The organism is Kushneria phosphatilytica (genome assembly GCF_008247605.1).
Taxonomy (GTDB): Bacteria; Pseudomonadota; Gammaproteobacteria; order Pseudomonadales; family Halomonadaceae; genus Kushneria; species Kushneria phosphatilytica.
Genome location: NZ_CP043420.1, coordinates 105,989 through 131,313, shown reverse-complemented (window position 1 = coordinate 131,313; position 25,325 = coordinate 105,989). Strand labels below are relative to the sequence as shown.

Genomic DNA, 25,325 nt, shown 5'->3' with positions numbered 1-25,325 from the left:
CATAGCGGAGACGCCCATGCGCGCCCTGATTCAGCGCGTCACCCACGCCGAGGTTCAGGTGGCCAAAGAGACCGTCGGCGCCATTGATCAGGGCCTGTTGGCCCTGATCGGGATTGAGCCCGACGATACCGCCGAGCGCAGCGACAAGCTGCTGCACAAGCTGCTCAATTACCGCATCTTCGGCGACGATAACGGTCGCATGAACCGAAGCGTATGCGATGTCGAAGGTGGCCTGTTACTGGTTTCACAGTTCACCCTGGTGGCGGATACTTCACGTGGCATGCGTCCCGGCTTTTCCCGTGCCGCGCCGCCGGAGATCGGTGAGCGCTGGTTCACCCATCTGGTTGAGCAGGCCCGGGCCCGCTGGTCGAACGTTGCCACCGGCCGCTTCGGTGCCGAGATGCAGATCTCGCTGACCAACGATGGGCCGGTCACCTTTCTGCTCGAAACCTGAGCCATCGACGGAGCCCTCATGACGGATTCCTCTTCCACCGCTCGGACGGCACTGGTGACTGGTGGTGCTCAGGGCATCGGGCGCGGCATCAGCGAATATCTCCTCGACCGCGATTGGCGCGTGGCCGTGCTGGATATTGACCACGAAGCGCTTGCCGAGCTCGCCGGCCGATTCGATTCGGATCGATTACTACCACTGACTGGCAGCGTCGGAGATGAGCAGGTCGTAAGTTCGGCCTTTGAACAGCTGAAGACCTGGCATGGCAGGCTGGAGCTGCTGGTCAACAACGCCGGGCCGGCCAATCCCTTCTGCGGCCCGCTGGAGTCACTTTCACTCGAGGATTGGCACAGCTGGCTCGATACACATCTGACCGGCGCTTTTCTTTGCTCACGCAGTGCCATACCGCTGTTACGCGCAAGCCAGGGGTCGATCATCAACATCGCCTCGACCCGGGCTCTGCAGTCCGAACCCGAATGCGAAGCCTATGCCGCCAGCAAGGGTGGCATGCTGTCGCTGACCCATGCCATGGCAGTCAGCCTCGGCCCCGAAATTCGGGTTAATGCCATCTGTCCGGGCTGGATCGAGGTGGGCAAGCATCAGAAGATGGGTCAACGCTATACACCCGAACACCGCGAGATTGATTGTAAACAGCATCCTGCCGGACGAGTGGGTCAACCAGGGGACATTGCTGCACTGGTAGCCTTTCTGGCCTCCTCCGAGGCCGGCTTTATTACCGGTCAGAACTTCCCGGTCGATGGGGGCATGACTCGCCGGATGATCTACGCCGAATAAGCCCGGGCTCCTCATCCGCGGCTTTCCATACCACCATTGGCAGCTTGACAGTTCAATCAGGTCACTCCTTTAATTAACCTTGGTTAAAAAGAATTCCGCAAGCTGAAATATGTTATCAGGGTCTGGCCAGTGAGCATGCAGACATGGCTCGGGACCTGCCCTGGAGGAGGCATGTCATGGCAGGGGAGATTCTGCTTCTCAGGCGTCAATGCTCAAGGGCCGAACAGCGCCTGTTGAAAGCGTTGCGCGCCTTCGGCCACGACGAAACACCAGACGAGGTGCTTGTGGCACAGCAAATCAGCATGACGGTGGATGACAGGAATGCACTGCTGGCACTGATCCGAGCCGCTACCCATCAGCACCAGGGCTTCGAGCTGCTGGGACCGAAGTCGCCCTTCGTTTCTCATGATGAACTGAATCTGCTGGCGACCCTGCACTACTTCATACGCCATCGGGTCGACGAAGGAACGGCCTTCAGCGCCGCACTTCCGCCTCCACTACGCCAGCTGTTCGAAGAAAGTGGGCAAGTCCTCGCACGCACCGGCATTGCCCTGCGCGCCCGTCCCGCACCGCGCCTCGGCTGAGAAGTGGCTCGGCTCGCCTGCCCGACACTGTATCGGGATAGACGAGCCTGCCAGTCCTTTCTCTCACCGTGATCATCACCCCGGTGACAGCGATCGGGTCAATGCTTGGGATGCCATTTACCATCATCCCCTTTCTTGTATTTCGACTCGACAGCCTTCCATGCCACGGCATGGGCGGTCTCCTCGCGAGAGCTGTTACCTCGCCGATCGGAAGGATTCCTGTACTCCTCCCAGGCGTCATTGAAGGCTTCCTTGTAAATGGTGCGCGCGTGTGGCGGCAGCACCTTGCGGGCGCTTTCGGGAATATCGTCACGGTTGTTGTAAGGCATGACTCGACTCCTTTCGATTCATGAGAGCAATCAGCAGCTTCAGTATAGAAGTCGATCAGACAGCCTTCATTGGGAAGCCGTCAATTCGGCTTCCAGGGTCTCCAGCGCTTCTTCAGCCTCCAGCCAGACCTGCTCCTGCTCATCGAGCTGTGACCTGAGCTCTCCCTGTTCACGCAACAACCGGGTCATTTCCTCCTTGCGCTCGGCTTCGTACAACCCCGGGTCGGCCAGCTGCTCTTCGAGCCGGTCCAGCTTTTGCTGGGTAGCATTGACGGCCTTTTCGGCCTGATCACGGCGCTTGCGCAATGGTTTGAGCTGCTCGCGCCGCTCGGCGGCAGCCTGACGCGCCGCCTTGCGATCGCCACGCCCTTCACGAGCGCTGTCGGTGCTCTCAGGAGTGGTTTCAACGCTTTCCGGCTGGCGGCGTGCCTGATCGACCCGCGCCTTCAGCCAGGCGCGATAATCGTCGAGATCACCATCAAAGGACGTTACCGATCCATCGGCGACACACCAGAAATCATCCACACTGGCGCGCAGCAGATGGCGATCGTGGGACACAATTACCACGGCGCCTTCGAAGGTCGTCAGGGCATCTACCAGCGCTTCGCGCATTTCCAGATCGAGGTGGTTGGTCGGTTCATCCAACAGCAGCAGATTGGGCCGATGCCAGGCGATCAATGCCAATGCCAGGCGCGCCTTCTCGCCACCGGAAAAGCGTTCGGCGCTGGCAAAGACATCATCGCCGCGAAAGCCGAACCCGCCGAGGAAATTGCGAATCACCTGCTCACCGGCCTGCGGTGACAGCCGCTGCACATGCGTATAGGGGGTGGCCTGCATGTCCAGGCTGTCGAGCTGATGCTGGGCGAAATAGCCGATGGCCAGGTGCTCACCCTCGACCCGACTGCCGGCCAGCAGCGGCAGTGCGCCGGTCAGCGCCTTGATCAGGGTGGACTTGCCGGCCCCGTTGGGTCCCAGCAACCCGATCCGGCTGCCTGGTTCCAGCGACAGCCGTACGCCGGTCAGCAGCGGCGAATCGCCATAACCGATATCGGCACGATCAAGCGCCAGCAACGGATTGGACACTTTCTCTGCCGCCGGCAGGGTGAACTGAAACGGTGAGTTGGCGCGAAGAGGCGCGACCTCCTCCATGCGTTCGAGCATCTTCAGCCGACTCTGTGCCTGGCGCGCCTTGGTCGCCTTGGCCCGGAAGCGTTCGACAAAGCGTTCGATCTCGGCGCGCCTTGCCTGCTGCTTCTCGTATTCGGCCTGTTGCTGAGCGAGTCGCTCGGCCCGAGTACGCTCGAAAGTGGAGTAGTTGCCACGATAGAGCGTAACCCGACGCGCCTCGAAATGAGCAATGTGGTCGCAGACCGCATCGAGGAAGTCGCGATCGTGGGAGATCAGCATCAGGGTCCCGTCATAGCGGGAGAGCCACTGTTCCAGCCACAGCAGGGCATCGAGATCGAGGTGGTTGGTGGGCTCGTCCAGCAGCATCAGATCCGATGGCATGAACAGGGTACGCGCCAGGTTGGCACGCATCCGCCAGCCACCGGAGAAGTCTGCCAGCGGTCGGTCAAGATCCGACTGGGCAAACCCCAGCCCGACCAGCAGCTGTTCGGCGCGCGGGCGGGCCGTATACCCATCCAGTGCCTCGATCTCGCCGTGCAGACGGGCTTCATGCTCGTGCTCTTCGGCAGCCCGGGCCCGGGCGAGCGCAATCTCGGTACGACGCAATTCATCATCGCCATCGAGCACGTAATCGGTCACCCCGCGATCGAGTGCCTCGATCTCCTGTGCCATATGGGCGATGCGAGTACCGGAATCGATATCGACCTCGCCCTGATCGGGCGTCAACTCGCCCAGCAACAGCGAAAACAGGCTCGACTTGCCGGCACCATTGGCACCGACGATCCCCACCTTCTGCGGTCCGGAGAGGGTAAAGTCGGCGGACTCGATCAGCGGTGTCCCGCCGCGTTGCAGCGCGAGCTGGCGGAATGCAATCATGCCTCTCTCCATTGATGGCAGGACGCCGCGACGCTTCGCGACGTGATAATGAGCATGCCTGAAACCGCCCAGTCTAACCGATTCGAGCCCGATCTTCGGCGCTTTGCACTGACGCTTTATGGTCGCCCCGGTGTCGAGGCAGCCTGTCTGACCCTGCAGGACGAGGGCGGACTGGATGTCTGCGAACTGCTGTGGCGCTGCTGGCTGGCCCATCATGGCCTGGCCCCCGGCCCTGCGACCGAAGCCGGACTGGCGGACATCCGGCGCTGGCAGCGGGAGATGACCGCGCCACTGCGCCATCGACGGCGTCGACTCAAGTCGTTAGCTACCGATGAGCCTCGCCTGGAGACACTACGCACCCACCTCAAGCGCGCCGAACTGGAGAGCGAACTGGAAGCGCTGACCCGGCTGCAGGCGCTGGCCGAGCTTCATGACAGCGTCACGTCTGCGCCCCATCATTCGCTCGCCATCGAACTGACGACTCACTATCACCCGAGCGTTGCTTCGCTCGAAGCAGCGCTGACCACTCTGGCGCAGCAGGCCATGGCGCTCCCGCCCTGGCCGGAACAGCGCGTTCCGGCCGCGGAGACGCCCAATGCGCCAGAGGCTGCTCGACGGCCTTCATGAATGCCGCGTGGCCCAATGAAACAGTACTGGGCAGGCTCGACTGGCAGACCATCAGCGAGTCGGAACAGGACCTTGCGAGAGCCGGGGGTGGTCGTCACGCTCTGCTTATTGTCACAATGACACGGTGATTGACTGTCAATACGATGCTCTTTGCAGGTGATTGTTGAAATGACACGCTTTCTCTCCAGTCTGCGCGATCTGCTGGCCCGTCTGAGTACCGGTCAGGCAGCTGAGACCCTGCCAACACAGTGGTCACAGCTGCTGGCAGCGCTGGTCGGCAGCTACCCGGCCGATGCCAGTACCCTGATGATGGTGGTCGACGATGGTCTGCAGCCGGTGGCCGTGCTGGGACTGGATGAAGAGGTTCGCGGACGCCACTTTGCCCTGCAGGCGCATCCCCGATTGGCAGCGATTGCTGCCCACCCCGATGTTTGCCGCTTTCCGCAGGACTGCGAACTGCCGGATCCTTTCGATGGGCTGCTCGATGAGGCGCTGACCCATGTCCACGACTGCCTCGGTGTCGCCCTGCGTGATGGCGAACGACTGATCGGCATGTTGACGCTTGACGCCCTCGAACCCGGCCGGCTCGCCACCATCGATGATGATGAGCTGCTGGCCGCCGCCGGCCTGCTTGGCACCTGTCTGCGGCTTGCCTGGCAGCTCAGTGACACCCGCTCGCGGCTCAATGAGGCACTGGCACCGGAGTCCTCACTGCCGAGCCACACCCCGCAATGGCTCAGTCCCGCCATGCGGCGACTCGAAGAGAGCCTGGCGCTGGTAGCACCCACCGATATGAGCGTATTGCTGCACGGTGAAACCGGCGTCGGCAAGGAGTTGATCACCCGGCGGCTGCACGAACTCTCCTCGCGCAGCCATGCCCCGCTGGTACGGGTCAATTGCGCCACCCTGCCCGAAGCATTGGTGGAGAGCGAGCTGTTCGGTCACCGCCGGGGGGCCTTTTCCGGCGCAGTGCGTGACCATCGCGGACACTTCGCCATGGCCGATGGCGGCACCCTGATGCTCGACGAGATCGGCGAGCTGCCACTGAACCTGCAGCCCAAGCTGCTGCGAGTGCTTCAGGAAGGCGAGATCCAGCCACTGGGCAGCGAGAAGAGCGTAAAAATCGATGTGCGAGTGGTGGCGGTGACCAATCGCGACCTGCGTGCCGAAGTGGCGGCCGGACGCTTTCGCGAGGACCTCTACCACCGGCTGGGTGTCTTCCCTCTGGAGATCCCGGCGCTGCGTGACCGCCGCGAGGATATTGCCCTGCTGGCGGGTCACTTCCTGGAGGACAACCGGATCCGGCTGGGAGTGGCCAATCTGCGCCTCGACGAGGCTGCCGAACGCACCCTGATGAACTGGCACTGGCCGGGTAATGTGCGAGAACTCGAACATACCCTCGGGCGAGCTGCATTACGCGCTCTGGGGGCGCAAGTGCCCGGCAGCGCCGAAACCCGCCGCCAGAGTATCGTGCGCATTCGCGCTGAACATCTGGAGCTGCCGGACCCGGATCCGGCATCCGCCCCAACCGAAACGGCGCCATCGACTGTCAGCGCCCTGCCGAGGGCTGATGACACCGAGTCCGACTGGCGCTCCCTGCGCGATGCGGTCGATGACTTTCAACGCCAGCACATTGCCCGGGCGTTGGCAGCGCACAATCACAACTGGGCCGCCACGGCACGTGCCCTGCAGATGAACAGCGGAAACCTGCATCGGCTGGCACATCGGCTGGCACTGAAGTAATCAGGCGTTCGGATCACTCGCGCTGCGCTCATCCTTTGCTGGCGGATAGCATCGGGGGATGACTCGATGTCGCCACGACATGATCTGTGCCATTCGACGGGGTAAGCTCAGCGATCCATCACCGATCGGAGAAGCATCGATGAGCGACACCATCACCCGGGATGACTTTCTGAAGGTCGAGCTAAGAGTAGGCCGGGTCGTCAGTGCCGAACCTTTCCCCGAAGCACGCAAGCCGGCTTTGATCCTTCATATCGATTTCGGTGAGAAGCTCGGGGTGAAAAAATCCAGCGCGCAGATCACTGAACTCTATACGCCGGAGCAGCTGGTCGACCGGCTGGTGGTCGCCGTCACCAACCTGCCACCCCGGCAGATCGGGCCGATCATGTCGGAATGCTTGGTCACCGGCTTTCACAACGAACAGCAACAGGTCGCCCTGTGCATCCCGGACGCTACGGTGCCCCTGGGGACCCGGCTGCTGTAACCGGTTAGCCCGCGGGCAATGATGCACAACGGATGCGGAACTCGACGCCCCCTGATAAAGTCTCAAACCACTACAGGCGAATGGCTATCCTGCGGTTCTCCGTGCAGCCATTCGTTTAAAGTCCTCAGTCTCAGGAGTCTTCATGAATAAACTGGTGAGCGTCGCCACGCTCAGTGCCCTGCTGATCCTGACCGGTTGCTCCAACGGGTCGGATGACAACGACCAGGCCGATCAGTCGAACAACGATCAGCAGCAGAGCAGCCAGCAGGCCGACAATACCGGCAGCGGTAGCGAGAACGGCGATAACCAGCAGAAAGACGGCGACAAGGGACCGTTCAAGTCCGACCAGGCCCGACTGAGCTATGCCATCGGGGCCACCATGGCTCAGAACATGAGTCAGGACATGAGCGACCTGGATCTCGATACCTTCACTCAGGGTATTCGCGACGGCTACAACGGCAAGGAACTCAAGCTGAGCCAGGACCAGATCAGTCAGGCCCTGAAGCAGTATCAGCAGAAGATGATTGCCCAGCAGCAGCAGAAACAGAAGCAGGAGGCTCAGGACAACAAGGCCGCCGGCGAGAAGTTTCTCAAGCAGAACGCTGAGAAGGATGGCGTAAAGACCACTGACTCAGGCCTGCAGTACAAGGTGGTCGACCAGGGTGACGGCCCGCAGCCCTCGGCCGATGACCAGGTCAAGGTCGACTATGAAGGCAAGACCATCGATGGCAAGGTCTTCGACAGCTCCTACAAGCGTGGTCAGCCGGTCACCTTCCAGGTCAATCAGGTCATCGAGGGCTGGCAGCAGGCGCTCCAGATGATGCATGAAGGCGCGACCTGGATGATCTACGTGCCGGCCGATCTGGCCTATGGCCAGGGCGGTACCGGGCCGATCGGTCCCAATCAGACGCTCATCTTCAAGGTGCATCTGATTGCAGTCGGCGATGACGTCAAGAGCTCGGATGACAGCACTGCCAGCGCTCAGGGAAGCGCAGACCAGTCCGCGCAGACCGGCTCCAATGACGACAGCAGTGCCAACGATAGCGACGCGTCGGCTTCGGCAGCCTCGAACTGAAGCAGCGCGCAATCACGATAACGCCCGGGAAACTTTCCCGGGCGTTGTTGTTTCTCCTTTCCCTGCCCCTTTCCGTGCTGCCATCACCCCATGTTCACTTGCACATTGTGATTCACAGGGGTGTGGATAATTATGTGGAACAAGTGTGAGGGAGCATGAATTCTCTACCAGTAGCGAGACGTGAAAAGAGGTTGCAGGCGCACGGCAGCCATGTTCCAGCATAGCAAAAAGCCTTTACAAATCTCCGGCAACGCACTGATATAAAAGAATAAAAATTTCATGCCCGGCAAGCGCGATAACGAATTTTCCGAGCACTGTCAATTACCCACAGGCGGCAAATGGCCGCGCGTTGAATTTGTGGATAATTCATTTGAAGGTTGTTTGAGGCTATTGACATGGCTGATCGAAATCGTACCAGCTGCCAAGTCTGTGCCCTTCCTGATCGATCACCCGGATGAGCAGGCGCCAGCTTTGTGACGAGCGCTGGCAGAAGCGTACGGGTATCGTCCCGGTATAGTGGTGCAACGCCACCTGATGCAGCTCGATATCCCATGTCCTGGTGTATTCATTGCGCCCGCCGAGAACCCCCTGAACCGTTTGCGCGGCCATGTCTTCGGTGCGCACGGTGATATCAAGCCGTCGATCATGCAGTGCGACATGGGTTTCCAGAGCACCATGCTGGGCCAGACGCGTGTGACAGGAACCTTTCAGTACGTTGCAGAAGGGCGCCGGCGGTAACCAGCGAGTCCTGTCACCGGCACTGCCAAGATAGTAATAGCCGAGATACCAGCACGCCACGACGATGGTGACCAGGGTCACCAGAATCAGTGCATTCAGTACTGGCGGGCGGGTTTGGTCTTCATTACGACGGTCGATTCGAACAGCACGCATGCTACATTCAGTCCCGATGCCCATGGCTCGTTGATCGCTTGCCAGCATACCTGCTTGTCGGCTCGGACGTGAGCCCGGCATGCCAAAAGCAGTTGTTCCGGTCATGAATACCAATGAAAATTATTCTCATTATTATTGACACATCAAGCCCTATCCTCCAGAGTTGAAGGTGTGGTGCTTGCCATGCGCCACATGGCTACAAACGGGAGGAGGTCAGGCCTCCCATCTGTAGTCATCTCCTCATCAAGCTAGTCACGGTCCTTTCGCCGCCCCACCGGGGCGGCTTTTTACTGTCTGTTCCAATAGTCACTGCGGCTTACTGGCCTGCCTGAACGAACCAACAGCCATGACAGAAGTGTCACACCCGGCGATAAATCAGGTCCCAGACACCATGGCCGAGCCGCTCACCGCGCGTCTCGAACTTGGTTAATGGACGAAATGCCGGGCGCGGTACGAAATCGCCCTGCTCGGCCGTATTTTCAAAGCCCGGCGTTTCGTGCATGACAGCCACCATATGCTCGGCATAATTGGCCCAATCGGTCGCCATGTGCAGCCGACCTTCCGGTCGCAGCACCCGATGAACGCGCGCCAGGAAGGCAGGCTGAACAATGCGTCGCTTGTGGTGCTTCTTCTTCGGCCATGGATCGGGAAAGAACAGCTGCAGGGTATCGACCATGCCGGCCGGCAGCGCTTCATCAAGCACCTGCATGGCATCTTCCCGATAGATGCGAAGATTCTCCACGCCTGCCTTGTCGGCTTCATCAAGCAGCTTGCCCACACCGGGGGGATGTACCTCGATACCGATGAAATCGGTCTGTGGATGCGCCAGCGCCTGCTCCAGCAGCGACCCGCCCATGCCGAACCCGATCTCCACCACCAGCGGGGCACGCCGACCGAAGATTTCGACGGGATCAATCGGCCCCTGCGCCAGAGTCAGCCCCATACGCGGGAAAACCTCATCAAGGCCTCGCTGCTGGGCCTGGGTCATTCTCCCGCCACGTAGCACATAGCTGCGCACACCACGCTTCGGACGCTGCTCGACGTCGTTGAGATGATCCGCTTCAGCGGAGATCGGTTGTTGCTCATTACGGGACATGATGATGCCGTGTTGTCCGGATAAAGACAGGCCGGCCACCTTTGGGCGAGCAGACCTGCACGGGTATTGAAAGACAATCAGCCGTTGATACGACCGGCCATCGGCGAAGAGGGTTCAGCGGCATAGGTCTTGCGCGGCATGCGCTCGGCCAGCCAGGCTTCGCGCCCCGCTTCGACTGCTTTTCTCATCGCCGAGGCCATCATCACCGGCTGACGGGCATGCGCGATGGCGGAATTGACCAGCACACCATCACAGCCCATTTCCATCGCCAGCGACGCATCCGACGGTGTACCGATACCGGCATCCACCAGAATCGGCACCTTCGCAGCCTCGACAATCAGCGAGAGGCTATGCGGATTGAGCAAACCGTGACCGGATCCGATCAGCGAGCCAAGCGGCATCACTGCACAACAGCCCATGGACTCCAGCTCAGCCGCCACAATGGGATCATCGCTGGTGTACACCATGACATCGAAACCATCATCGATCAGACTGCGAGCGGCGCTGACCGTCTCGATAACGTTGGGATAGAGGGTTCTCTCATCGCCCAGCACTTCCAGCTTGACCAACGAGTGCCCATCCAGCAGCTCGCGCGCCAGCTGGCAGGTCCGCACGGCATCACGTGCGTTGAAACAGCCGGCCGTATTGGGCAACAGGGTGTAACGCTCGGGAGAAATGACATCAAGCAGACTGGGCTCATCAGGGGACTGACCGATGTTCGAACGACGTACCGCGACGGTCACGATCTCGGCCCCGCTGGCCTCAACCGCACGTCCGGTTTCATCAAAATCGCGGTACTTGCCGGTCCCCACCAGCAGCCGCGAACCATAGGTACGCCCGGCAATCGTCAGCGGCGTATCGAGACGCGTTTCAGCACTCATGGCGTTCTCCTGGAAAACGAGCCCACGGTATAGGGCGTTGAATTGCCGAGACGGCCAGCGCAAACGAGCTCACCGTGTCGGCAAATGCATGATGGTTGACGCCTCAGCCGCCACCGATGGCGTGCACGATCTCGACACGATCGCCTTCACTGAGCGTCGTCTCACCATGTTGCGAACGAGGCACGATCATTTCGTTGAGCTCGACGGCCAGACGGCGATGCCCCAGCCCGAGCTGATCGATCAGCTCGGCCACCGTGGCTGCCCGGTCGACCGCGCGGCTTTCGCCATTGATCGTAAGCTGCATGAGCCGTCCTCCTCATGATGTCGACTTTCGCCTCATTATAACGCTGCCCATGGGGCAGCGCCGATCCCCGTTCAGTGATGTTCCGCCTGCGTGTCCCAGACCCCGGGTTCCAGTGTCTCGGGACGCTTGAGCACCGAGGGGTCAAATACCGGCTCGCGCACACCATTGCGCCGCTGTTTCTCGTAATCCTTCAGCGCCCGCAGGGCCACCGGTGAGAGCAACAGGATCGCGATCAGGTTGGTGGTCGCCATCAGGCCCATGGCGAAGTCGGCAAAGTCCCAGACGAAGGTCAGCTTCGCTACCGAACCGATCATCACCATCGCCAGTACCGCCAGGCGCAGTACCTGAATGGCAAGACGGCTGCGCTTGCCGAACAGATAGCCCATGTTGATCTCGCCATAAGCGTAATTACCAATGATCGACGTAAAGGCGAACAGCAGGATGGCGACGGCAATGAACCAGGTACCGAAGGTGCCGAGATGATCGCTCATGGCATCCTGGGTCAGCTTGATGCCCTCGATATGCTGGCCGGGCGAAGTGGACATCAGCGTGTCATAGACCCCCGACAACAGGATGACCACAGCAGTGCAGCTGCAAATGATCAGGGTATCGCATACCACACCGAAGGACTGCACCAGGCCCTGAGCCGCAGGATGCTTCACCGAGGCCGTGGCGGCGGCATTGGGCGCCGACCCCATGCCTGCCTCGTTGGAAAACAGGCCGCGCTTGACGCCGTTCTCCATGGCTGCCTTGATGGCATAGCCGGCTGCCCCGCCAACTGCCGGCCCCAGCCCGAAGGCGCTCTTGACGATCAGCGCCAGCATGGCCGGCACTTCACCGATATTAACGACCAGGATATAGAGCGCCACCAGCAGGTAGGCCACCGCCATGACCGGTACAATCTTCTCGGCAGTGCGAGCCACCGAACGAATACCGCCATAGATGATCAGCGCGGTAAGGGCCACCAGCACCACCCCGGTCAACCAGTTGGGCACGCTGAAGGCACCGTTCATCGCCTGAGCAATGGTATTGGACTGCGCACCATTGAATGCCAGGCCATAGGCCAGCAGCAGAAAGACGGCAAACAGCACGCTCATCCAGCGCTGTCCCAGGCCACGCTCGATATAGTAGGCCGGCCCGCCCCGGAAGACGCCATCCTCATGCTTCACCTTGTAGACCTGCGCCAGGGTGGACTCGACAAAGGCGGTCGCCAGTCCCACCAGCGCCGTCATCCACATCCAGAAGATGGCCCCCGGGCCACCAACCCAGAGGGCAATCGCCACCCCGGCCAGATTACCGGTACCCACCCGTGAGGCCAGTGAGGTCGCAAAGGCCTGGAAGGCGCTGATGCCCTCACCTGCGCCGCGACCACCAAAGGTGACCCGCGCCATGTGTCCCATCAGACGAAACTGCATGAATTTCGTCATGATGGTGAAAAGAACCCCCGCCCCCAGCAGTAGATAAAGCAGGATATAACCCCAGATAAAGCCGCTGATCGGCTCCATCACGACGCGGATCGCATTTTCAATGGTATGGATGAATTCCATGGCAGCACTCTGATGTCAGCGTTTGAAAAGTATCGGCCCCGGAGCGAACGCTATTGGCTACGCTCTTCTTTGCTCGGCCAGACCTCGCGATCCACCTGTTCGGGGCGGGTCAGGATAGTCGGTGTGAAGACCGGTTCACGTACCCCCTGGCGACGCTGCTGCTCGTAGTCGCGCAGGACCTTCAGGGCAATCGGTGCCAGCAGCGCAATGGCGAGCAGGTTGACCGTTGCCATCATGCCCATGGCCAGATCGGCAAAGTGCCAGATGAATCCCAGCGATGCCACGGAACCGATCATGACCATGGCCAGCACCACAACCCTCAGCAACTGATCGGCCATCCCGGCATGCCGGGGAAAGAGATATTCGATATTGATCGAAGAGTAGGCGTAATCCGCCAGAATCGAGGTAAAGGCGAACAGACAGATCGCTACAGCGATAAACCAGGTGCCGAAGGTACCAAGGTGATCGGTCATGGCATCCTGGGTAAGCTGAATGCCCTGAATCTCGGCGCCGGGGGAGCCGCTGACAAGCGTCTGATAGACCCCGGAAAGCAGGATGACGATCGCCGTGCAGGTACAGATGATCAGAGTATCGCAGACCACACCGAAGGACTGTACCAGCCCCTGGGCGGCCGGATGGCGAACCGAAGCGGCCGCCGCCACATTGGGTGCCGACCCCATGCCCGCCTCGTTGGAGAACAGACCGCGCTTGACGCCATTTTCCATCGCCGTCTTGATGGCGAAACCGGCCGCACCACCCGCCGCAGGGCCGAAGCCGAAAGCACTCTTGAAGATCAGGGCCAGCAGTGCCGGGACCTCACCAATGTTGACCACGAGGATATAGAGCGCCACCAGCAGATAGGCCACCGCCATGAAGGGCACGATGCGCTCGGCGGCACGTGCGACCGAACGGATGCCGCCATAGATGATCAACGCCGTCAGGGCGACCAGAATGAGGCCGGTCAGCCAGGTCGGCACGCTGAAGGCACCATCCATGGCCCGTGCAATGGTATTGGCCTGGGCGCCGCAGAAAGCCAGCCCGAAGGCGATGATCAGAAAGACGGCAAAGACACAGCCCAGCCAGCGCTGTCCAAGTGCACGCTCGATGTAATAGGCCGGCCCCCCGCGAAACGCGCCATCCTCGTGACGGGATTTGTAGACCTGCGCCAGAGTGGATTCGACAAAGGCCGTTGCCAGCCCTACCAGCGCCGTGATCCACATCCAGAAGATGGCGCCGGGGCCACCGACCCACAGCGCCAGTGCCACTCCGGCCAGGTTACCGGTGCCAACTCGTCCGGCCAGCGAGGTCGCAAACGCCTGAAAGGCGCTGATCCCATCGCCACTACCGCGGCTGGTAAAGGTGATACGCGCCATGTGTCCGAGAAGTCGGAACTGCATGAAGCGTGTCATCACGGTAAACAGCAGCCCCACGCCCAGCAGCAGGTAGACCAGAATGAAAGACCAGATAAAATTGCTGATCGGATCGGTAACGGCGTTGATGGCCGATTCAAGTGCGGTAAGCCATTCCATTGCAGCACTCCGGCGGGTTCGACCCTTGCCCGGTAACGGGAGCAGAACCCTGTCATTTGTTGTAGGACGGCGGCACTAGAGTGTTTGAAACCTGCTAGTGTCGTGAATCTTCAGTATGCAGTACCCGGTACAAAGCCGACCGGGCATGCTGCCGGGCAGGGAGTGTACATCATCATGAGCCAACGTCACGCCTGGGCACTGGTCGGAGTCTCGGGTCTGCTGACCGTGATTCTGGGCGCACTCGGCGCCCATGGTCTCGCCGATCGGTTGAACGCCACGGCACTGAACGCCTTTCATACCGGTGTACGCTATCAGGCCTGGCATACCCTGGCCGCCATGGCAGTGCTGATCTGGCGCGTTCAACACCCCCTGCGGGGGCAACGGCTGGCGCTGTGCCTGTGGGGAATCGGCGTGCTGCTGTTCTCCGGTTCACTTTATGCGCTTTCGCTTGGAGCGCCGGGTTGGCTGGGGCCGATCACGCCGCTGGGCGGCCTGGCGCTGATGCTGGGCTGGCTGGTGGTAGCTATCGCCGGTTTTCGTGCGCGTCATGGTTGAACTGGCGCTGGTCCCGGTGCAGCGCTAGCATGGCCGATCATGACCGCTAATCAATTCCCCTTTGCTTCCCTGCTCGAGCATGGCGATCTGGCGCCTGTCGCCGAACCACTCGACGGGGCACTGGCGTCCTACCTGCGCCACTATCGACTCGATGAAGTCCTGCCACTGGCTCTGGGGCTGGAAGTCGGTCATGTCGACTGCGCCGGCTACCGACTCTGGGTGCAGCGCTGGTGCCCCGCGATGCCGGCATGCGGCACCGTGGTCGTGGTGCATGGCTACTTCGATCACATCGGCCTCTATCGCCATCTGTTGCAGGCGCTGCTCTCGGCCGGATGGCAGGTAATCCTCTGGGATCTGCCGGGGCACGGCCTCTCCAGTGGCCGGCGTGCCGCCATCGACGATTTCAGCGACTACCTGCACTGCCTGCAGGCACTGACGGACACTCTAAAACAGCGCAGCATGATGCTGGCGCCCTGGATCGGTATTGGCCAGAGTACCGGCGGCGCTATCCTGGCCACCGATGCACTTTCCCGTGGCGACCAGTCACCCTGGCAGGCGCTGGTGCTGCTGGCTCCGCTGGTACGGCCGCGAGGATGGAACCGGGCACGCTGGCTACACGATATCGCCGGCCCCTTCATACGCTCGATTCCGCGCAATCGTCGACCCAACTCGACTGACCCCGAGTTCGTTGATTTCCTGCGCCACCGGGACCCATTGCAGGCCGAGCGCCTGCCCATGGTCTGGGTACGCGCCATGCGCCGCTGGATGACTCGTTTTTGCATGCTGCCGCCCCGTTCGCTACCGGTACTGATCCTGCAGGGTGAACAGGACGCCACCGTTGACTGGCCCTGGAATCTTGAAGTGCTGACCAGACGGTTCCCGGATGCCCGCATCTGGCGCGATGCTCTCGCGCGTCACCATCTGGTCAATGAGCATGAATCGATCCGTCAGCCACTTTTCGCAACACTGCTCGACTTTCTCGAAACACAGCGCAACGATGAAAATGCCTCCGTCCGTTGTGAGATCCCATCATGACTCCGATTCGCTGGCTTGCCCTGCTGCTGCTCTCCTGCTGGCTCACCGGCTGTGCCCTGTTCGGCAACAGCGCCCCCCTCGAATCGCGCTCACCGGTCGTCAGTCTGGGGCAGTCCGCCGCCCGACAGGTACTCGATGCTGACGACTGGGCCGTACCCCCTTACCGACGCATCATTCTCGTCGCACCGCCCACCGTCGATGCCAGCCTGCCGATCGAAGCCGACCGGCTGCGCGAAACACTGATACGAACACTGCTGGCGCACGCTGACGGCCCTCAGATCTTGGCCTGGCAACCCGCCGACGGCACACCGAGCCTGGCTGATAATCAGCGCATCCTGAGCACCCGGCTGACCGCGCCTTCGCCGGCACTGCATCTCTCCGACCGCACGCTCTATCCCTATCGACTGACCCTGAGTCTGACGTCACCAACAGCGGTCAGTGCCGGCTGGGAACAGCATATCGACGGCGCCTTCGATGCCGACGCTCTGCTGTCGTCCATCAAGGCATCACGCGCCGATGGCGCCACACCCTGACACTTCGCAAGCTTCGGACACGACTGCCATGACCGCTCGCCATCTCGATCGCAACGGCCCCGCCAATCCCTTCCCAGGCCTGCGCGCACTGGAGCGCCGACTGGGCCGTCGGGTCCCGCATCAGCTGGGCTCCAACGAGGGCCTGGACATGCCCCACCGGGCACTGCGCGAGGCGCTGGGAGAAGGCGTCGCGCATCTGGCCCGGGCCTATGGGGATGCCGAAGCCTTCGACCTGCGCAGTCGCCTGCAGGACCGTCTCGGCATTCCCATGGAGGCAATGATCATCGATGCCGGCGCCGACAGCCTGATCGCCCTGGCGCTGCGTACACTCTGTGATCCGGGCGCCACGGTGGTTACCAGCGCCGGCACCTATCCCACCTTCGGCTACTTCGCCGAGGGCCAGGGCTGCCAGCTGGTCGAAGTGCCCTATCTCGGCGGGCCCGCCACGGAAGGACATGCGCCCGTATTGGCCCCTGACCCCGGCGCCCTGGCCGAAGCCGCCCGCCAGCACAATGCTCAACTGGTCTATCTGGCCAATCCCGATAATCCGAGTGGCCACTGGCATGATGCCGACACTCTCGATGCGCTCGAGGACGCCCTGCCCGATGGCTGCACCCTGCTGCTCGATGAGGCCTATCACGACTTTCTTGCGGACGCGTGTCGTGACAATCGGGTGCGCCCGCGCCGCGTTCGGCTGCGAACCTTTTCCAAGGCCCACGGACTGGCGGGGTTGCGCATAGGCTACGCCCTGGCTTCGCCAGCATTGATCAGCGACATGCACAAGGTGCGTATTCACTATGCCGTCTCTTCGGTAGCGCTGGAAGCGGCCACGGTACTGCTCGAGCACGAAGAGGAAGTCAACGAACATATCCGCGATGTGACCGAGCGACGCGAGCGACTCTCCGATCATCTGCGCCGCCTGGGGGCTCAGGTTGTGCCCAGTACGACCAATTTCATCGCCGTGGTCATGGCAGACAGTGACCAGGCCGCCGAAGTGCATCGCGCCCTGCTCACCGAAGGAGTGATTGTTCATCGTCCGCCCCACCCCGCACTGGGCCACGTGCTGCGCATCAGTACCGTCGAGGATGCGCTGGAGCCCGGTCGGCTGGCGGCGCTGGAAGCAGCGCTCTGAGCCCGACATGATCCCGTGTCCGACCCGGCAACCGAACACTGCCATGACACCTGTCGTCACAGGCGGTACATTGCCGACAGGCGTCGGAAGAAAGTGCCGCGTGACTTCATAAACGATCAACAATATCGGAGCAGGGCATGGAAGTCGTAACAAGTCTTGTCAAGAGCATCAATGGCGTGGTCTGGGGCCCGCTGATGCTCATTCTGCTGCTGGGTGTGGGGCTTTATCTGCAGATCGGTCTGAAGGCCATGCCGATTCGTAATATCGGCCGCGCCTTTGCGCTGCTCTGGCAGGGGCGCAGCGGCGATCGCGAAAGCGGTGAAATCTCCTCGTTCAATGCGTTGATGACCTCGCTTTCAGCCACCATCGGTACCGGCAATATCGCGGGGGTCGCCACTGCCATCGCACTGGGCGGACCAGGGGCCGTGTTCTGGATGTGGATTACGGCGCTGGTCGGCATGGCCACCAAATATGCCGAGGCGGTCTGTGCCGTACGTTTTCGCGAACGCGACAGCGAAGGCAACTTCGTCGGCGGGCCGATGTATTACATCCGCAATGGGCTGGGTAAACGCTTCGCCTGGCTGGGCGTGCTCTTTGCGCTGTTCGGCACCCTGGCCTCCTTCGGTATCGGCAATACCGTGCAGGCCAACTCGGTGGCCGATGCACTGTCGACGTCCTTTGCCATACCCGCCTGGCTGACCGGTCTGGTCATCATGGTGCTGGCAGGCGCTGTCATCATTGGTGGCATCAAGCGTATTTCCAGTGTCGCCGGCCGCCTGGTACCGCTGATGGCCATTGCCTACCTGCTGGGCGGACTGGTCGTGCTGATCATCAATATTGCGGCCATCCCCGATGCGTTCGGCCTGATTTTCACGCACGCCTTTACCCCCGTCTCGGCGGCTGGCGGCTTTGCCGGCGCGGCAGTGGCAGCCGCCATTCGCTTCGGTGTCGCCCGCGGCGTGTTCTCCAACGAGGCCGGCCTGGGCAGCGCGCCCATCGCTCATGCTGCAGCGCAGACCAACAGCCCGGTACGTCAGGGCATGATCGCCATGCTGGGCACCTTCATTGATACCATTGTGGTCTGCTCGATCACGGCACTGGCCATCATCACTTCCGGCCAGTGGCTCGAGGGTGAATCCGGTGCGGCACTGACCTCACTGGCCTTTCGCACCGCGCTGCCCGGACCGGGCGACTATATCGTGGCCGCCGCACTGGCGATCTTCGCCTTTACCACCATTCTCGGCTGGTCCTACTATGGCGAACGCTGCTTTCAGTATCTCTTCGGGACCCGGGCGGCGCATTTCTATCGCATCGCCTTCGTACTGATGATTCCGATAGGCGCCATGGCGCACCTGGACTTCATCTGGCTATTGGCAGACACCTTCAATGCGCTGATGGCCATTCCCAACCTGATCGCTCTGGCGCTGCTATCACCGCTGATCTTCAAGCTGACACGCGATCACTTCGCCGGGCTCGAAAGCTCGAACACCTCCGGCGGCCGAGACTGACCCCCAGGCGCGCGGCGGACTGACACCGCCGCGCCACAAGTGTCCGATATGGTCCCACTGATGTTCGATTTCAGTGAACGGGCAGTAAAAAACGTTCCAATATAATTACCGCAGCTGGCGACCTAACATGGCGATCCTTGATCAGTCAGCAGGAGTTTGCCATGTCCCTTCGACTTGAAGACGCCATCCGTGGTGCCCCGACCCCCATGGCCGGACTGGCCCTGGGCATCGCCAGTCTCGGGTGGAGCTGGGAGAGCTTTGCTGACCTGGAGGGTGTTGCCCAGCAAGCCGGGGCTGCCATCGGCGCAGTACTGCTACTGATCCTGGCCATCCGCTTCATCCGCCATCCGCAGTCACTGCGCCAGGACCTGGCTCACCCGGTGGTCGGCAGTGTGGTGCCCACCTTCGCCATGGCCCTCATGGTGGTTTCGAAAGCCTTCGGTCACTGGGAACCCACCCTCGGTACGGCGCTCTGGCTATTGGCGGTGGGGCTGCACCTGATTTTTCTGTGTGCCTTCGTCATTCATCGCCTGCGCGAGTTCGAACTGCACCATATGGTGCCGGGCTGGTTCGTACCCCCGGTCGGGATCATCGTTGCCGATGTCGCCTTTCCCGGCGTGCCAGCGCTGCAGCCGCTCGCCCTGGGTCTGCTGTGGTTCGGCATGATCATGTACGCTCTGCTGCTGCCCGTGATGGTGCATCGGTTGATCTTTGCCGCCGAAATCCCGGATGCCGCCAAGCCCACCATCGCCATCATGGCCGCCCCGGCGAGTCTCAGTCTGGCCGGCTATCTGACCGTCTCTGCCGAGCCATCCCCCCTGCTGGTGGCCCTGCTGGGGGGCATCGCGCTGCTGATGACCGTTGTGATCTATCTCGCCTTCTTCCGGCTGCTGCGCCTGCCGTACAGTCCGGGTTATGCCGCCTTCACCTTCCCGATGGTGATCGGCGCCACGGCGATGTCGAAGACCGCCGAATGGCTGGCAAGCCAGGGGGTACCAGCCTCGCTGGTCACGCAGGTGCAGACCCTGGCCGATATTGAAATCACTGTGGCCACGGCTGTCGTGGGTTATGTCGTACTGCGCTATGCCACCTACTACGGACAACGTCTTGCAATGGTCGATCTCTCCGGCCATCCGGGCTGATGTCATCCTGCTGCCGCCGAAGCATGCAAGTGCCAGAGCGCAACAGGGCGCGGTGGTGGGTCCGCACAGACGCATCATCGCGATTACGGCACTACACTGCTCAGGGTGAGCCTCGCAAGCCTTCCCGAGGACAACAGGAGCCGACCGGCATGTCGCAACGTCCCGCCATTTACAAGTCGCTGTCCACACGATATTTCACCCAGCCACCACAGGGCGGCGAGTCCAATGCCGAAACCCGTTTATCGCAGCTGGCGGGCTATCTGACGCCTACTGCCCTGTTCTATATCCGCAACCATACCGCCACACCCGAGATCGACCTTCAGACATGGACGCTGCAACTCGAGGGCGATGGACTCAAGCGCTCGGTGACGCTTGATCTGGCGGCCCTGCAGGCGCTGCCGCAGGTGTCGGTAATCCGCGCCATCGAGTGCGCCGGCAACGCCCGGGCCTTTTTCGCACATGACTTCGGGGAGCCGGCCGAAGGCGCCCAGTGGCGCAGCGGCGCGATCGGTGTCGCGGAATGGAGCGGCGTACGTCTGCGCGAGGTACTCGAGCAGGCCGGCGTGCGGGCAGAGGCCATCAGCGTACTGCCGGAAGGGCTCGACGAGGGGCGCTTCGCCCGGCCGCTCCCGCTGGACAAGGCGCTGGCCGATGACACCCTGATCGCATTGGCGATGAACGGCGAACCGCTGCCGCTCGACCACGGCGCTCCTGCCCGACTGGTGGTCTCCGGCTGGCTGGGCGCAGCCAGCATCAAGTGGCTGGGACGCATCAGCGTGGCGACCCATGAACAGAATACGTACTGGAACACCCGGGATTACACCCTCGCCGGTCCGGACTACCCTGCCGAAGGCGAGGCCGATGGCATCCCCATTACGATGATGCCGGTGATGAGCATGCCCGAACTCGACTGGCCGGCTGAACTCAGCCCCGGCCGCCAGGTGATACGCGGCCGAGCCTTCTCCGGTGAGGGGCGAGTCAATCGGGTCGAATATCGCCTCGATGACGGCGAGTGGCAACCAGCCCGGCTGGAGACGCCCAACCTGCCCGCTGCCTGGGTACGCTGGTCGGTGAGCACCGAGCTGGCACCCGGCGAGCATAAGCTACGCGTGCGCGCCATCGACGAGGCCGGTAATGTGCAGCCCGATCAGGTGCCATGGAACGATCATGGCTGTCTCTACAATGCCGTCATCGCCTGGCCGCTTCACGTCGGAGACCGTTGAAACGATGGCGATTACCCTGCGCCAGCTGCGTGTCTTTGTGACCATTGTGCACGAGGGCTCGCTGACCGCTGCCGCGCAATCCCTTCATCTGACCAAACCGGCGGTGAGCGCAGCCCTGGCCGAACTCGAGAAGCGCTACGGCCACCGGGTATTCGACCGCCACCACAACCGGCTGTTCATCAACGATCTGGGGCGCCAGCTGTTGCCACTGGCCGATGAGCTACTCGGCCGCGCCGCCACCGTTGAGCAACTGTTCGATCGCAACACGCAGCTGTCCGGTCAGTTGCGCATCGGTGCCAGCTATACCATCGGTCACCAGTTGCTCCCGGCGCTGTTGCAGGGATTTCGCCGTCTTACCGGCCATACCGATCAGCAGGTCACCATTGTCAACAGCGCCACCATTGGTGAGGCCCTCAACGCCTTCGAACTCGATATCGGTATGGTCGAGGGACGCATCGATCACGCCCCTCTGATGGCCCGACCCTGGCGCCACGATCGTATGCTGGTGGCGGCGGCTCCGGATCATCCGCTGGTCGGACGTGTTGCCACAGTGACCGACCTCGAACATCAGCAGTGGGTGCTGCGCGAACCCGGTTCCGGCACCCGGGAACAGTTCATGCACTTTCTGGCTGCTCGGCTAGAGCACTGGCAGACCGCGCTCGAACTCAACGCGACCGAAGCGATCATCAATGCGACTGCCGCCGGTATGGGGCTGACCTGTGTCTCCGAACTGGAAGCCCGCCATGCACTGGCGGATGGCCGGTTGAGGGAGCTCGGGATTGATCTGGCGATGCCCCGTCAGTTTCATCTGATCACCCATCGCGACAAGTACATCAGTCCGTTGCTGGCCCGTTTTCTCGAATTCTGTCAGCAACCGGAACCCACCCTGTAAACCATCTTGTGCACGGCGAACTTCACATCAATTCACACCTTGCCACATCATTGCGGAACCCCAACCTTCTCCTTCCTGATCTGCCCTCATTCCTGCAAAAACCCGATATTTTTACTACTTCTCCTTATACCAAAAGCTAACGGCTACTGCTTTGACTTTCTCGGCCGGACCATCAACCATGGCTCACATGGTAATTAGCGTGAATTTTTAACGTTATTTATCAAATTTACCGTGTTATCAATGTCGGGAAGCCATCGTGATACCCACGCAAAGACGCGACTATCTGCTGGAACTGCTTGATCAGCAGACCGTGCTGACCATCAACGAGCTGACCGAGCTGCTCGGGGTGTCCCACATGACGGTGCGCCGCGATATCGCCCAGCTCGAACAGGAAGGGCAAGTGCTCTCCGTCTCCGGTGGCGTGCGGCTGGCTGCCCGATTTAGGCATGAGCCTGCATGGCAGGAGAAGGCATCCGCTCATATCGGTCACAAGGAAGCGATTGCCCAACGAGCGGCAGCCATGATCCACGATGGCATGTCGATCTATCTTGATGCCGGCACCACCACTTTCGCCATGGCCCGCCTGCTTACCGAACACAACGATCTGTCGGTCGTCACCAACAACTTCCATATCTCGGCGCTACTGGCGCAGTACCCCCATATTGACCTCTTCCATACCGGGGGTCGGGTCAACCACGAGAATTACTCGGCTGTCGGCCCATCGGTGGTGGAATTTCTGCGTCAGGTCAACGTCGACATCGCCTTCCTCAGCAGCAGCTCCTGGCATCTCGAGCGCGGCGTCACCACGCCGGATGAGTCAAAGATTCTGATCAAGCAGCAGCTGTTACAGATCGCTTCCAAAAGCGTGCTGGTGGCCGACAGCACCAAATACGGCCGTTTCGGCATGTTCCGTGCCTGTGCGCTGGAGGATGTCGATCTGATCATCACCGACGACGGCCTGGCCGCTTTCGACCGCGAAGCCATCGTCGAGCGCGACATCGCACTCGAAACGGTGCCGATTACCGCCCCACAGATGACCGATGAGCCGAAGGAGGTCCCATGGCCCTGATCGGATGTATTGCCGACGATTTCACCGGCGGCACGGACCTGGCCAACAACCTGGTCAAAAGCGGCTTTCGTACCGTCCAGACCATCGGGATACCGGACACAGCCCCCGAAGACGTCGATGCCATTGTGGTGGCGTTGAAGTCGCGCAGCATTCCGGCCGCCGACGCGGTACGCCAGTCGCTTGAAGCGCTGACATGGCTACAGACGCAAGGCTGCGAAAAGTTCTATTTCAAGTACTGCTCAACCTTCGACTCCACCCCACAGGGCAACATCGGCCCGGTGGCAGAAGCGCTGATGGGGGCGCTCGACTGTGACAGCACCCTGTTCTGCCCGGCCTTCCCGGCCACCGGTCGCACCGTCTATCAGGGCCATCTGTTCGTGGGCGGCAGTCTGCTCAACGAGAGCGGCATGGAGCACCACCCGCTCAATCCGATGACGGATGCCAATCTCGTGCGCTGGCTCGATACCCAGAGCGAACAACGTGTTGGTCTGCTGCCGGCCGATGTCATTGAACGGGGCGAGGAAGCTGCCCGCCGCCAGCTCGAAGCGCTGCGTTCGGAAGGGTATCGATTGATCGTGACCGATACCCTGCGCGATGCGCATCTGACCACCATAGCGCTGGCCAGTCGCGACATGCCGCTGGTTACCGGGGGTTCCGGACTGGCACTCGGACTGGGCGCACTCTACTCATCACCCAGCGGACAGGCTGCCGCACTGCCGCCCCCTGCAGGTGGCGCGCTGATTCTGGCGGGCAGTGCCTCGAAACGGACCCGCGAACAGATCGACCATGCCAGCGCCCACATGCCAAGCCGGGCACTGACACCGCTCGAACTGCATCATGAGTTTGACGCCACACTCGATGCGATCGAGCAGTGGGCCCTGCCACAGCTGGGCAAGCCGCTGCTGATTCACAGCGACACCCGCCCCGAAGTGGTGCGCGAGGCTCAGCAGCAGCTGGGTGTTGAAGCCGCTGGCGCGCTGGTCGAACGCGCTCTGGCCGAACTCGCCAGACGGCTGATCGTCCGGGACATCGGTCGTCTGATTGTGGCCGGAGGTGAAACGGCAGGCGCCATCGTCGGTGCGCTGGGCATCGAGAGTCTGCGCATCGGCCCGGAAATCGACCCCGGCGTTCCCTGGACCTGGACCGAATCAGTGCATGGTCCCCTGCATCTGGCGCTGAAATCCGGCAACTTCGGCGCTCCCGACATGTTTACCCGCGCCTGGGAGGTTATCGATGAATGAACACACCCTGCGCCAGCGTCTGGTCACGCTCGGCAAGCGACTCTATGACCGCGGCCTCAGTCCCGGTACCAGTGGCAATCTCAGTGTGCGGCTGGACGATGGCTGGCTGACCACACCCACCAACTCCTGCATGGGCGAACTCAACGCCGACGAGATCTCCAGGCTCGACTGGGAAGGCAATGTTCTCTCCGGCAGCAAGCCCAGCAAGGAGTACTTCTTTCACCTCGCCTACTACAAGAATCGCCCCGAGGCGCAGGCGATCGTTCATCTGCACTCGAGCTATTCCAGCGCCGTGTCATGTCTGAAAAACGTCGACGAAGCGAGTGTGCTGCCACCGATCACCCCCTACTTCGTCATGCGCATCGGCCGGCTGCCTCTGGTGCCCTATCGCCGCCCGGGGGACGAACGACTCGGCGACGATGTGGCCCGGCTGGCACCGCACTACAGCGCACTGATGCTGGCCAATCACGGCCCGATCGTCACCGGGCGGGATCTCGACGCGACCGTCAGCGCCGCCGAAGAGCTGGAAGAGACCGCCAAACTCTTTCTGCTACTGCATGGCCACGAATATCGCACCCTTGATGCCGATCAGATCGGCGAACTCTGCGAACACCACGGCGCCCGGTGGGAGAGCTGAGCGCCCATATCACTGGCCGGC

Annotated in this window: 26 protein-coding genes; 18 read left to right on the top strand and 8 right to left on the bottom strand. The window is 61.6% G+C overall.

Annotated elements, in window-relative coordinates; genetic code table 11:
• Positions 1 to 16 precede the first annotated feature (16 nt).
• The 3 genes from dtd to FY550_RS00610 all read left to right on the top strand — a co-directional run bounded on the left by dtd (position 17) and on the right by FY550_RS00610 (position 1,830).
• Complete coding sequence (gene dtd, locus FY550_RS00620) at positions 17 to 454, top strand: D-aminoacyl-tRNA deacylase (protein WP_070980594.1); 438 nt, start codon at positions 17 to 19, stop codon at positions 452 to 454.
• 18 nt (positions 455 to 472) lie between these two features.
• Entirely contained in the window at positions 473 to 1,246 is a 774-nt protein-coding gene (locus tag FY550_RS00615; protein WP_070980591.1) for an SDR family oxidoreductase, read from the top strand.
• 176 nt (positions 1,247 to 1,422) lie between these two features.
• The gene (locus tag FY550_RS00610; RefSeq protein WP_070980588.1) at positions 1,423 to 1,830 is read left to right on the top strand and encodes a hypothetical protein; all 408 of its coding nucleotides are present in this window, start codon (positions 1,423 to 1,425) and stop codon (positions 1,828 to 1,830) included.
• 98 nt (positions 1,831 to 1,928) lie between these two features.
• On the opposite strand, the gene FY550_RS00605 is transcribed toward FY550_RS00610, so the two are convergent.
• Positions 1,929 to 2,159 carry a ChaB family protein gene (locus FY550_RS00605; RefSeq protein WP_070980586.1) on the bottom strand — a complete coding sequence of 77 codons (231 nt, stop codon included), beginning with the start codon at positions 2,157 to 2,159 and terminating at the stop codon, positions 1,929 to 1,931.
• Between the two features lie 66 nt (positions 2,160 to 2,225).
• Entirely contained in the window at positions 2,226 to 4,163 is a 1,938-nt protein-coding gene (locus FY550_RS00600; RefSeq protein WP_149054282.1) for an ABC-F family ATP-binding cassette domain-containing protein, read from the bottom strand.
• 54 nt (positions 4,164 to 4,217) lie between these two features.
• Here FY550_RS00600 and FY550_RS00595 point away from each other — a divergent pair, with 54 nt between their 5' ends.
• From FY550_RS00595 to FY550_RS00580, 4 genes are all read left to right on the top strand, one after another.
• Positions 4,218 to 4,790, top strand: coding sequence for a TIGR02444 family protein (locus tag FY550_RS00595; protein ID WP_168169349.1), 573 nt, complete (start codon positions 4,218 to 4,220; stop codon positions 4,788 to 4,790).
• 168 nt (positions 4,791 to 4,958) lie between these two features.
• A complete protein-coding gene (norR, locus tag FY550_RS00590) occupies positions 4,959 to 6,533 on the top strand; it encodes a nitric oxide reductase transcriptional regulator NorR (RefSeq protein WP_070980580.1) in 1,575 nt (524 codons plus the stop codon).
• 139 nt (positions 6,534 to 6,672) lie between these two features.
• The gene (locus FY550_RS00585) at positions 6,673 to 7,014 is read left to right on the top strand and encodes a tRNA-binding protein (protein WP_070980930.1); all 342 of its coding nucleotides are present in this window, start codon (positions 6,673 to 6,675) and stop codon (positions 7,012 to 7,014) included.
• A 142-nt stretch (positions 7,015 to 7,156) separates the two neighbouring features.
• Positions 7,157 to 8,089: an FKBP-type peptidyl-prolyl cis-trans isomerase N-terminal domain-containing protein gene (locus tag FY550_RS00580; RefSeq protein ID WP_070980577.1), complete on the top strand. Its 933-nt coding sequence runs from the start codon at positions 7,157 to 7,159 to the stop codon at positions 8,087 to 8,089.
• Positions 8,090 to 8,476: 387 nt separating this feature from the next.
• Here FY550_RS00580 and FY550_RS00575 read toward each other — a convergent pair whose 3' ends face one another.
• The 6 genes from FY550_RS00575 to FY550_RS00550 all read right to left on the bottom strand — a co-directional run bounded on the left by FY550_RS00575 (position 8,477) and on the right by FY550_RS00550 (position 14,337).
• Complete coding sequence (locus FY550_RS00575) at positions 8,477 to 8,980, bottom strand: hypothetical protein (RefSeq protein ID WP_139148743.1); 504 nt, start codon at positions 8,978 to 8,980, stop codon at positions 8,477 to 8,479.
• Between the two features lie 358 nt (positions 8,981 to 9,338).
• Positions 9,339 to 9,968 carry a tRNA (guanosine(46)-N7)-methyltransferase TrmB gene (gene trmB, locus FY550_RS00570; RefSeq protein WP_233350305.1) on the bottom strand — a complete coding sequence of 210 codons (630 nt, stop codon included), beginning with the start codon at positions 9,966 to 9,968 and terminating at the stop codon, positions 9,339 to 9,341.
• A 185-nt stretch (positions 9,969 to 10,153) separates the two neighbouring features.
• Entirely contained in the window at positions 10,154 to 10,957 is an 804-nt protein-coding gene (locus FY550_RS00565) for a thiazole synthase (RefSeq protein WP_070980572.1), read from the bottom strand.
• A 103-nt stretch (positions 10,958 to 11,060) separates the two neighbouring features.
• Complete coding sequence (gene thiS, locus FY550_RS00560) at positions 11,061 to 11,261, bottom strand: sulfur carrier protein ThiS (RefSeq protein WP_070980570.1); 201 nt, start codon at positions 11,259 to 11,261, stop codon at positions 11,061 to 11,063.
• Between the two features lie 71 nt (positions 11,262 to 11,332).
• Positions 11,333 to 12,808, bottom strand: coding sequence for an alanine/glycine:cation symporter family protein (locus FY550_RS00555; RefSeq protein ID WP_070980567.1), 1,476 nt, complete (start codon positions 12,806 to 12,808; stop codon positions 11,333 to 11,335).
• Positions 12,809 to 12,858: 50 nt separating this feature from the next.
• On the bottom strand, positions 12,859 to 14,337 hold the full coding sequence (locus FY550_RS00550; protein ID WP_070980565.1) for an alanine/glycine:cation symporter family protein: 1,479 nt from the start codon (positions 14,335 to 14,337) through the stop codon (positions 12,859 to 12,861).
• Positions 14,338 to 14,511: 174 nt separating this feature from the next.
• Between FY550_RS00550 and FY550_RS00545 the strand changes: the two genes are divergently transcribed.
• From FY550_RS00545 to otnC, 11 genes are all read left to right on the top strand, one after another.
• Entirely contained in the window at positions 14,512 to 14,892 is a 381-nt protein-coding gene (locus FY550_RS00545; RefSeq protein WP_070980563.1) for a DUF423 domain-containing protein, read from the top strand.
• Positions 14,893 to 14,931: 39 nt separating this feature from the next.
• Positions 14,932 to 15,927, top strand: a complete 996-nt coding sequence (locus FY550_RS00540) for an alpha/beta hydrolase (protein WP_070980560.1) — start codon at positions 14,932 to 14,934, stop codon at positions 15,925 to 15,927.
• The gene (locus tag FY550_RS00535; RefSeq protein ID WP_070980558.1) at positions 15,924 to 16,460 is read left to right on the top strand and encodes a hypothetical protein; all 537 of its coding nucleotides are present in this window, start codon (positions 15,924 to 15,926) and stop codon (positions 16,458 to 16,460) included. The genes FY550_RS00540 and FY550_RS00535 overlap by 4 nt, the downstream gene beginning before the upstream one ends.
• Before the next feature lie 28 nt (positions 16,461 to 16,488).
• Entirely contained in the window at positions 16,489 to 17,592 is a 1,104-nt protein-coding gene (locus FY550_RS00530; protein ID WP_070980556.1) for an aminotransferase class I/II-fold pyridoxal phosphate-dependent enzyme, read from the top strand.
• A gap of 137 nt (positions 17,593 to 17,729) precedes the next feature.
• Positions 17,730 to 19,100, top strand: coding sequence for an alanine/glycine:cation symporter family protein (locus tag FY550_RS00525; RefSeq protein ID WP_149054281.1), 1,371 nt, complete (start codon positions 17,730 to 17,732; stop codon positions 19,098 to 19,100).
• Between the two features lie 161 nt (positions 19,101 to 19,261).
• Positions 19,262 to 20,242 carry a TDT family transporter gene (locus tag FY550_RS00520; protein WP_070980554.1) on the top strand — a complete coding sequence of 327 codons (981 nt, stop codon included), beginning with the start codon at positions 19,262 to 19,264 and terminating at the stop codon, positions 20,240 to 20,242.
• A gap of 149 nt (positions 20,243 to 20,391) precedes the next feature.
• Complete coding sequence (locus FY550_RS00515) at positions 20,392 to 21,465, top strand: sulfite oxidase (protein ID WP_070980552.1); 1,074 nt, start codon at positions 20,392 to 20,394, stop codon at positions 21,463 to 21,465.
• Positions 21,410 to 22,357, top strand: a complete 948-nt coding sequence (locus FY550_RS00510; RefSeq protein WP_233350240.1) for a LysR substrate-binding domain-containing protein — start codon at positions 21,410 to 21,412, stop codon at positions 22,355 to 22,357. Before FY550_RS00515 ends, FY550_RS00510 begins: the two co-directional genes overlap by 56 nt.
• Positions 22,358 to 22,613: 256 nt before the next feature.
• Complete coding sequence (locus FY550_RS00505; RefSeq protein ID WP_070980547.1) at positions 22,614 to 23,426, top strand: DeoR/GlpR family DNA-binding transcription regulator; 813 nt, start codon at positions 22,614 to 22,616, stop codon at positions 23,424 to 23,426.
• Entirely contained in the window at positions 23,417 to 24,667 is a 1,251-nt protein-coding gene (gene otnK, locus FY550_RS00500) for a 3-oxo-tetronate kinase (RefSeq protein WP_070980545.1), read from the top strand. The genes FY550_RS00505 and otnK overlap by 10 nt, the downstream gene beginning before the upstream one ends.
• Positions 24,660 to 25,304 (top strand): 3-oxo-tetronate 4-phosphate decarboxylase, encoded by a 645-nt coding sequence (gene otnC, locus FY550_RS00495; RefSeq protein ID WP_070980542.1) that lies wholly within the window; start codon positions 24,660 to 24,662, stop codon positions 25,302 to 25,304. The genes otnK and otnC overlap by 8 nt, the downstream gene beginning before the upstream one ends.
• Positions 25,305 to 25,325: the final 21 nt, after the last annotated feature.

Coding starts and splice junctions, on each gene's coding strand:
- dtd (WP_070980594.1), top strand. CDS start 17: ATGCGCGCCCTGATTCAGCGCGTCACCCACGCCGAGGTTCAGGTGGCC.
- FY550_RS00615 (WP_070980591.1), top strand. CDS start 473: ATGACGGATTCCTCTTCCACCGCTCGGACGGCACTGGTGACTGGTGGT.
- FY550_RS00610 (WP_070980588.1), top strand. CDS start 1,423: ATGGCAGGGGAGATTCTGCTTCTCAGGCGTCAATGCTCAAGGGCCGAA.
- FY550_RS00605 (WP_070980586.1), bottom strand. CDS start 2,159: ATGCCTTACAACAACCGTGACGATATTCCCGAAAGCGCCCGCAAGGTG.
- FY550_RS00600 (WP_149054282.1), bottom strand. CDS start 4,163: ATGATTGCATTCCGCCAGCTCGCGCTGCAACGCGGCGGGACACCGCTG.
- FY550_RS00595 (WP_168169349.1), top strand. CDS start 4,218: ATGCCTGAAACCGCCCAGTCTAACCGATTCGAGCCCGATCTTCGGCGC.
- norR (WP_070980580.1), top strand. CDS start 4,959: ATGACACGCTTTCTCTCCAGTCTGCGCGATCTGCTGGCCCGTCTGAGT.
- FY550_RS00585 (WP_070980930.1), top strand. CDS start 6,673: ATGAGCGACACCATCACCCGGGATGACTTTCTGAAGGTCGAGCTAAGA.
- FY550_RS00580 (WP_070980577.1), top strand. CDS start 7,157: ATGAATAAACTGGTGAGCGTCGCCACGCTCAGTGCCCTGCTGATCCTG.
- FY550_RS00575 (WP_139148743.1), bottom strand. CDS start 8,980: ATGCGTGCTGTTCGAATCGACCGTCGTAATGAAGACCAAACCCGCCCG.
- trmB (WP_233350305.1), bottom strand. CDS start 9,968: ATGACCCAGGCCCAGCAGCGAGGCCTTGATGAGGTTTTCCCGCGTATG.
- FY550_RS00565 (WP_070980572.1), bottom strand. CDS start 10,957: ATGAGTGCTGAAACGCGTCTCGATACGCCGCTGACGATTGCCGGGCGT.
- thiS (WP_070980570.1), bottom strand. CDS start 11,261: ATGCAGCTTACGATCAATGGCGAAAGCCGCGCGGTCGACCGGGCAGCC.
- FY550_RS00555 (WP_070980567.1), bottom strand. CDS start 12,808: ATGGAATTCATCCATACCATTGAAAATGCGATCCGCGTCGTGATGGAG.
- FY550_RS00550 (WP_070980565.1), bottom strand. CDS start 14,337: ATGGAATGGCTTACCGCACTTGAATCGGCCATCAACGCCGTTACCGAT.
- FY550_RS00545 (WP_070980563.1), top strand. CDS start 14,512: ATGAGCCAACGTCACGCCTGGGCACTGGTCGGAGTCTCGGGTCTGCTG.
- FY550_RS00540 (WP_070980560.1), top strand. CDS start 14,932: ATGACCGCTAATCAATTCCCCTTTGCTTCCCTGCTCGAGCATGGCGAT.
- FY550_RS00535 (WP_070980558.1), top strand. CDS start 15,924: ATGACTCCGATTCGCTGGCTTGCCCTGCTGCTGCTCTCCTGCTGGCTC.
- FY550_RS00530 (WP_070980556.1), top strand. CDS start 16,489: ATGACCGCTCGCCATCTCGATCGCAACGGCCCCGCCAATCCCTTCCCA.
- FY550_RS00525 (WP_149054281.1), top strand. CDS start 17,730: ATGGAAGTCGTAACAAGTCTTGTCAAGAGCATCAATGGCGTGGTCTGG.
- FY550_RS00520 (WP_070980554.1), top strand. CDS start 19,262: ATGTCCCTTCGACTTGAAGACGCCATCCGTGGTGCCCCGACCCCCATG.
- FY550_RS00515 (WP_070980552.1), top strand. CDS start 20,392: ATGTCGCAACGTCCCGCCATTTACAAGTCGCTGTCCACACGATATTTC.
- FY550_RS00510 (WP_233350240.1), top strand. CDS start 21,410: ATGGCTGTCTCTACAATGCCGTCATCGCCTGGCCGCTTCACGTCGGAG.
- otnK (WP_070980545.1), top strand. CDS start 23,417: ATGGCCCTGATCGGATGTATTGCCGACGATTTCACCGGCGGCACGGAC.
- otnC (WP_070980542.1), top strand. CDS start 24,660: ATGAATGAACACACCCTGCGCCAGCGTCTGGTCACGCTCGGCAAGCGA.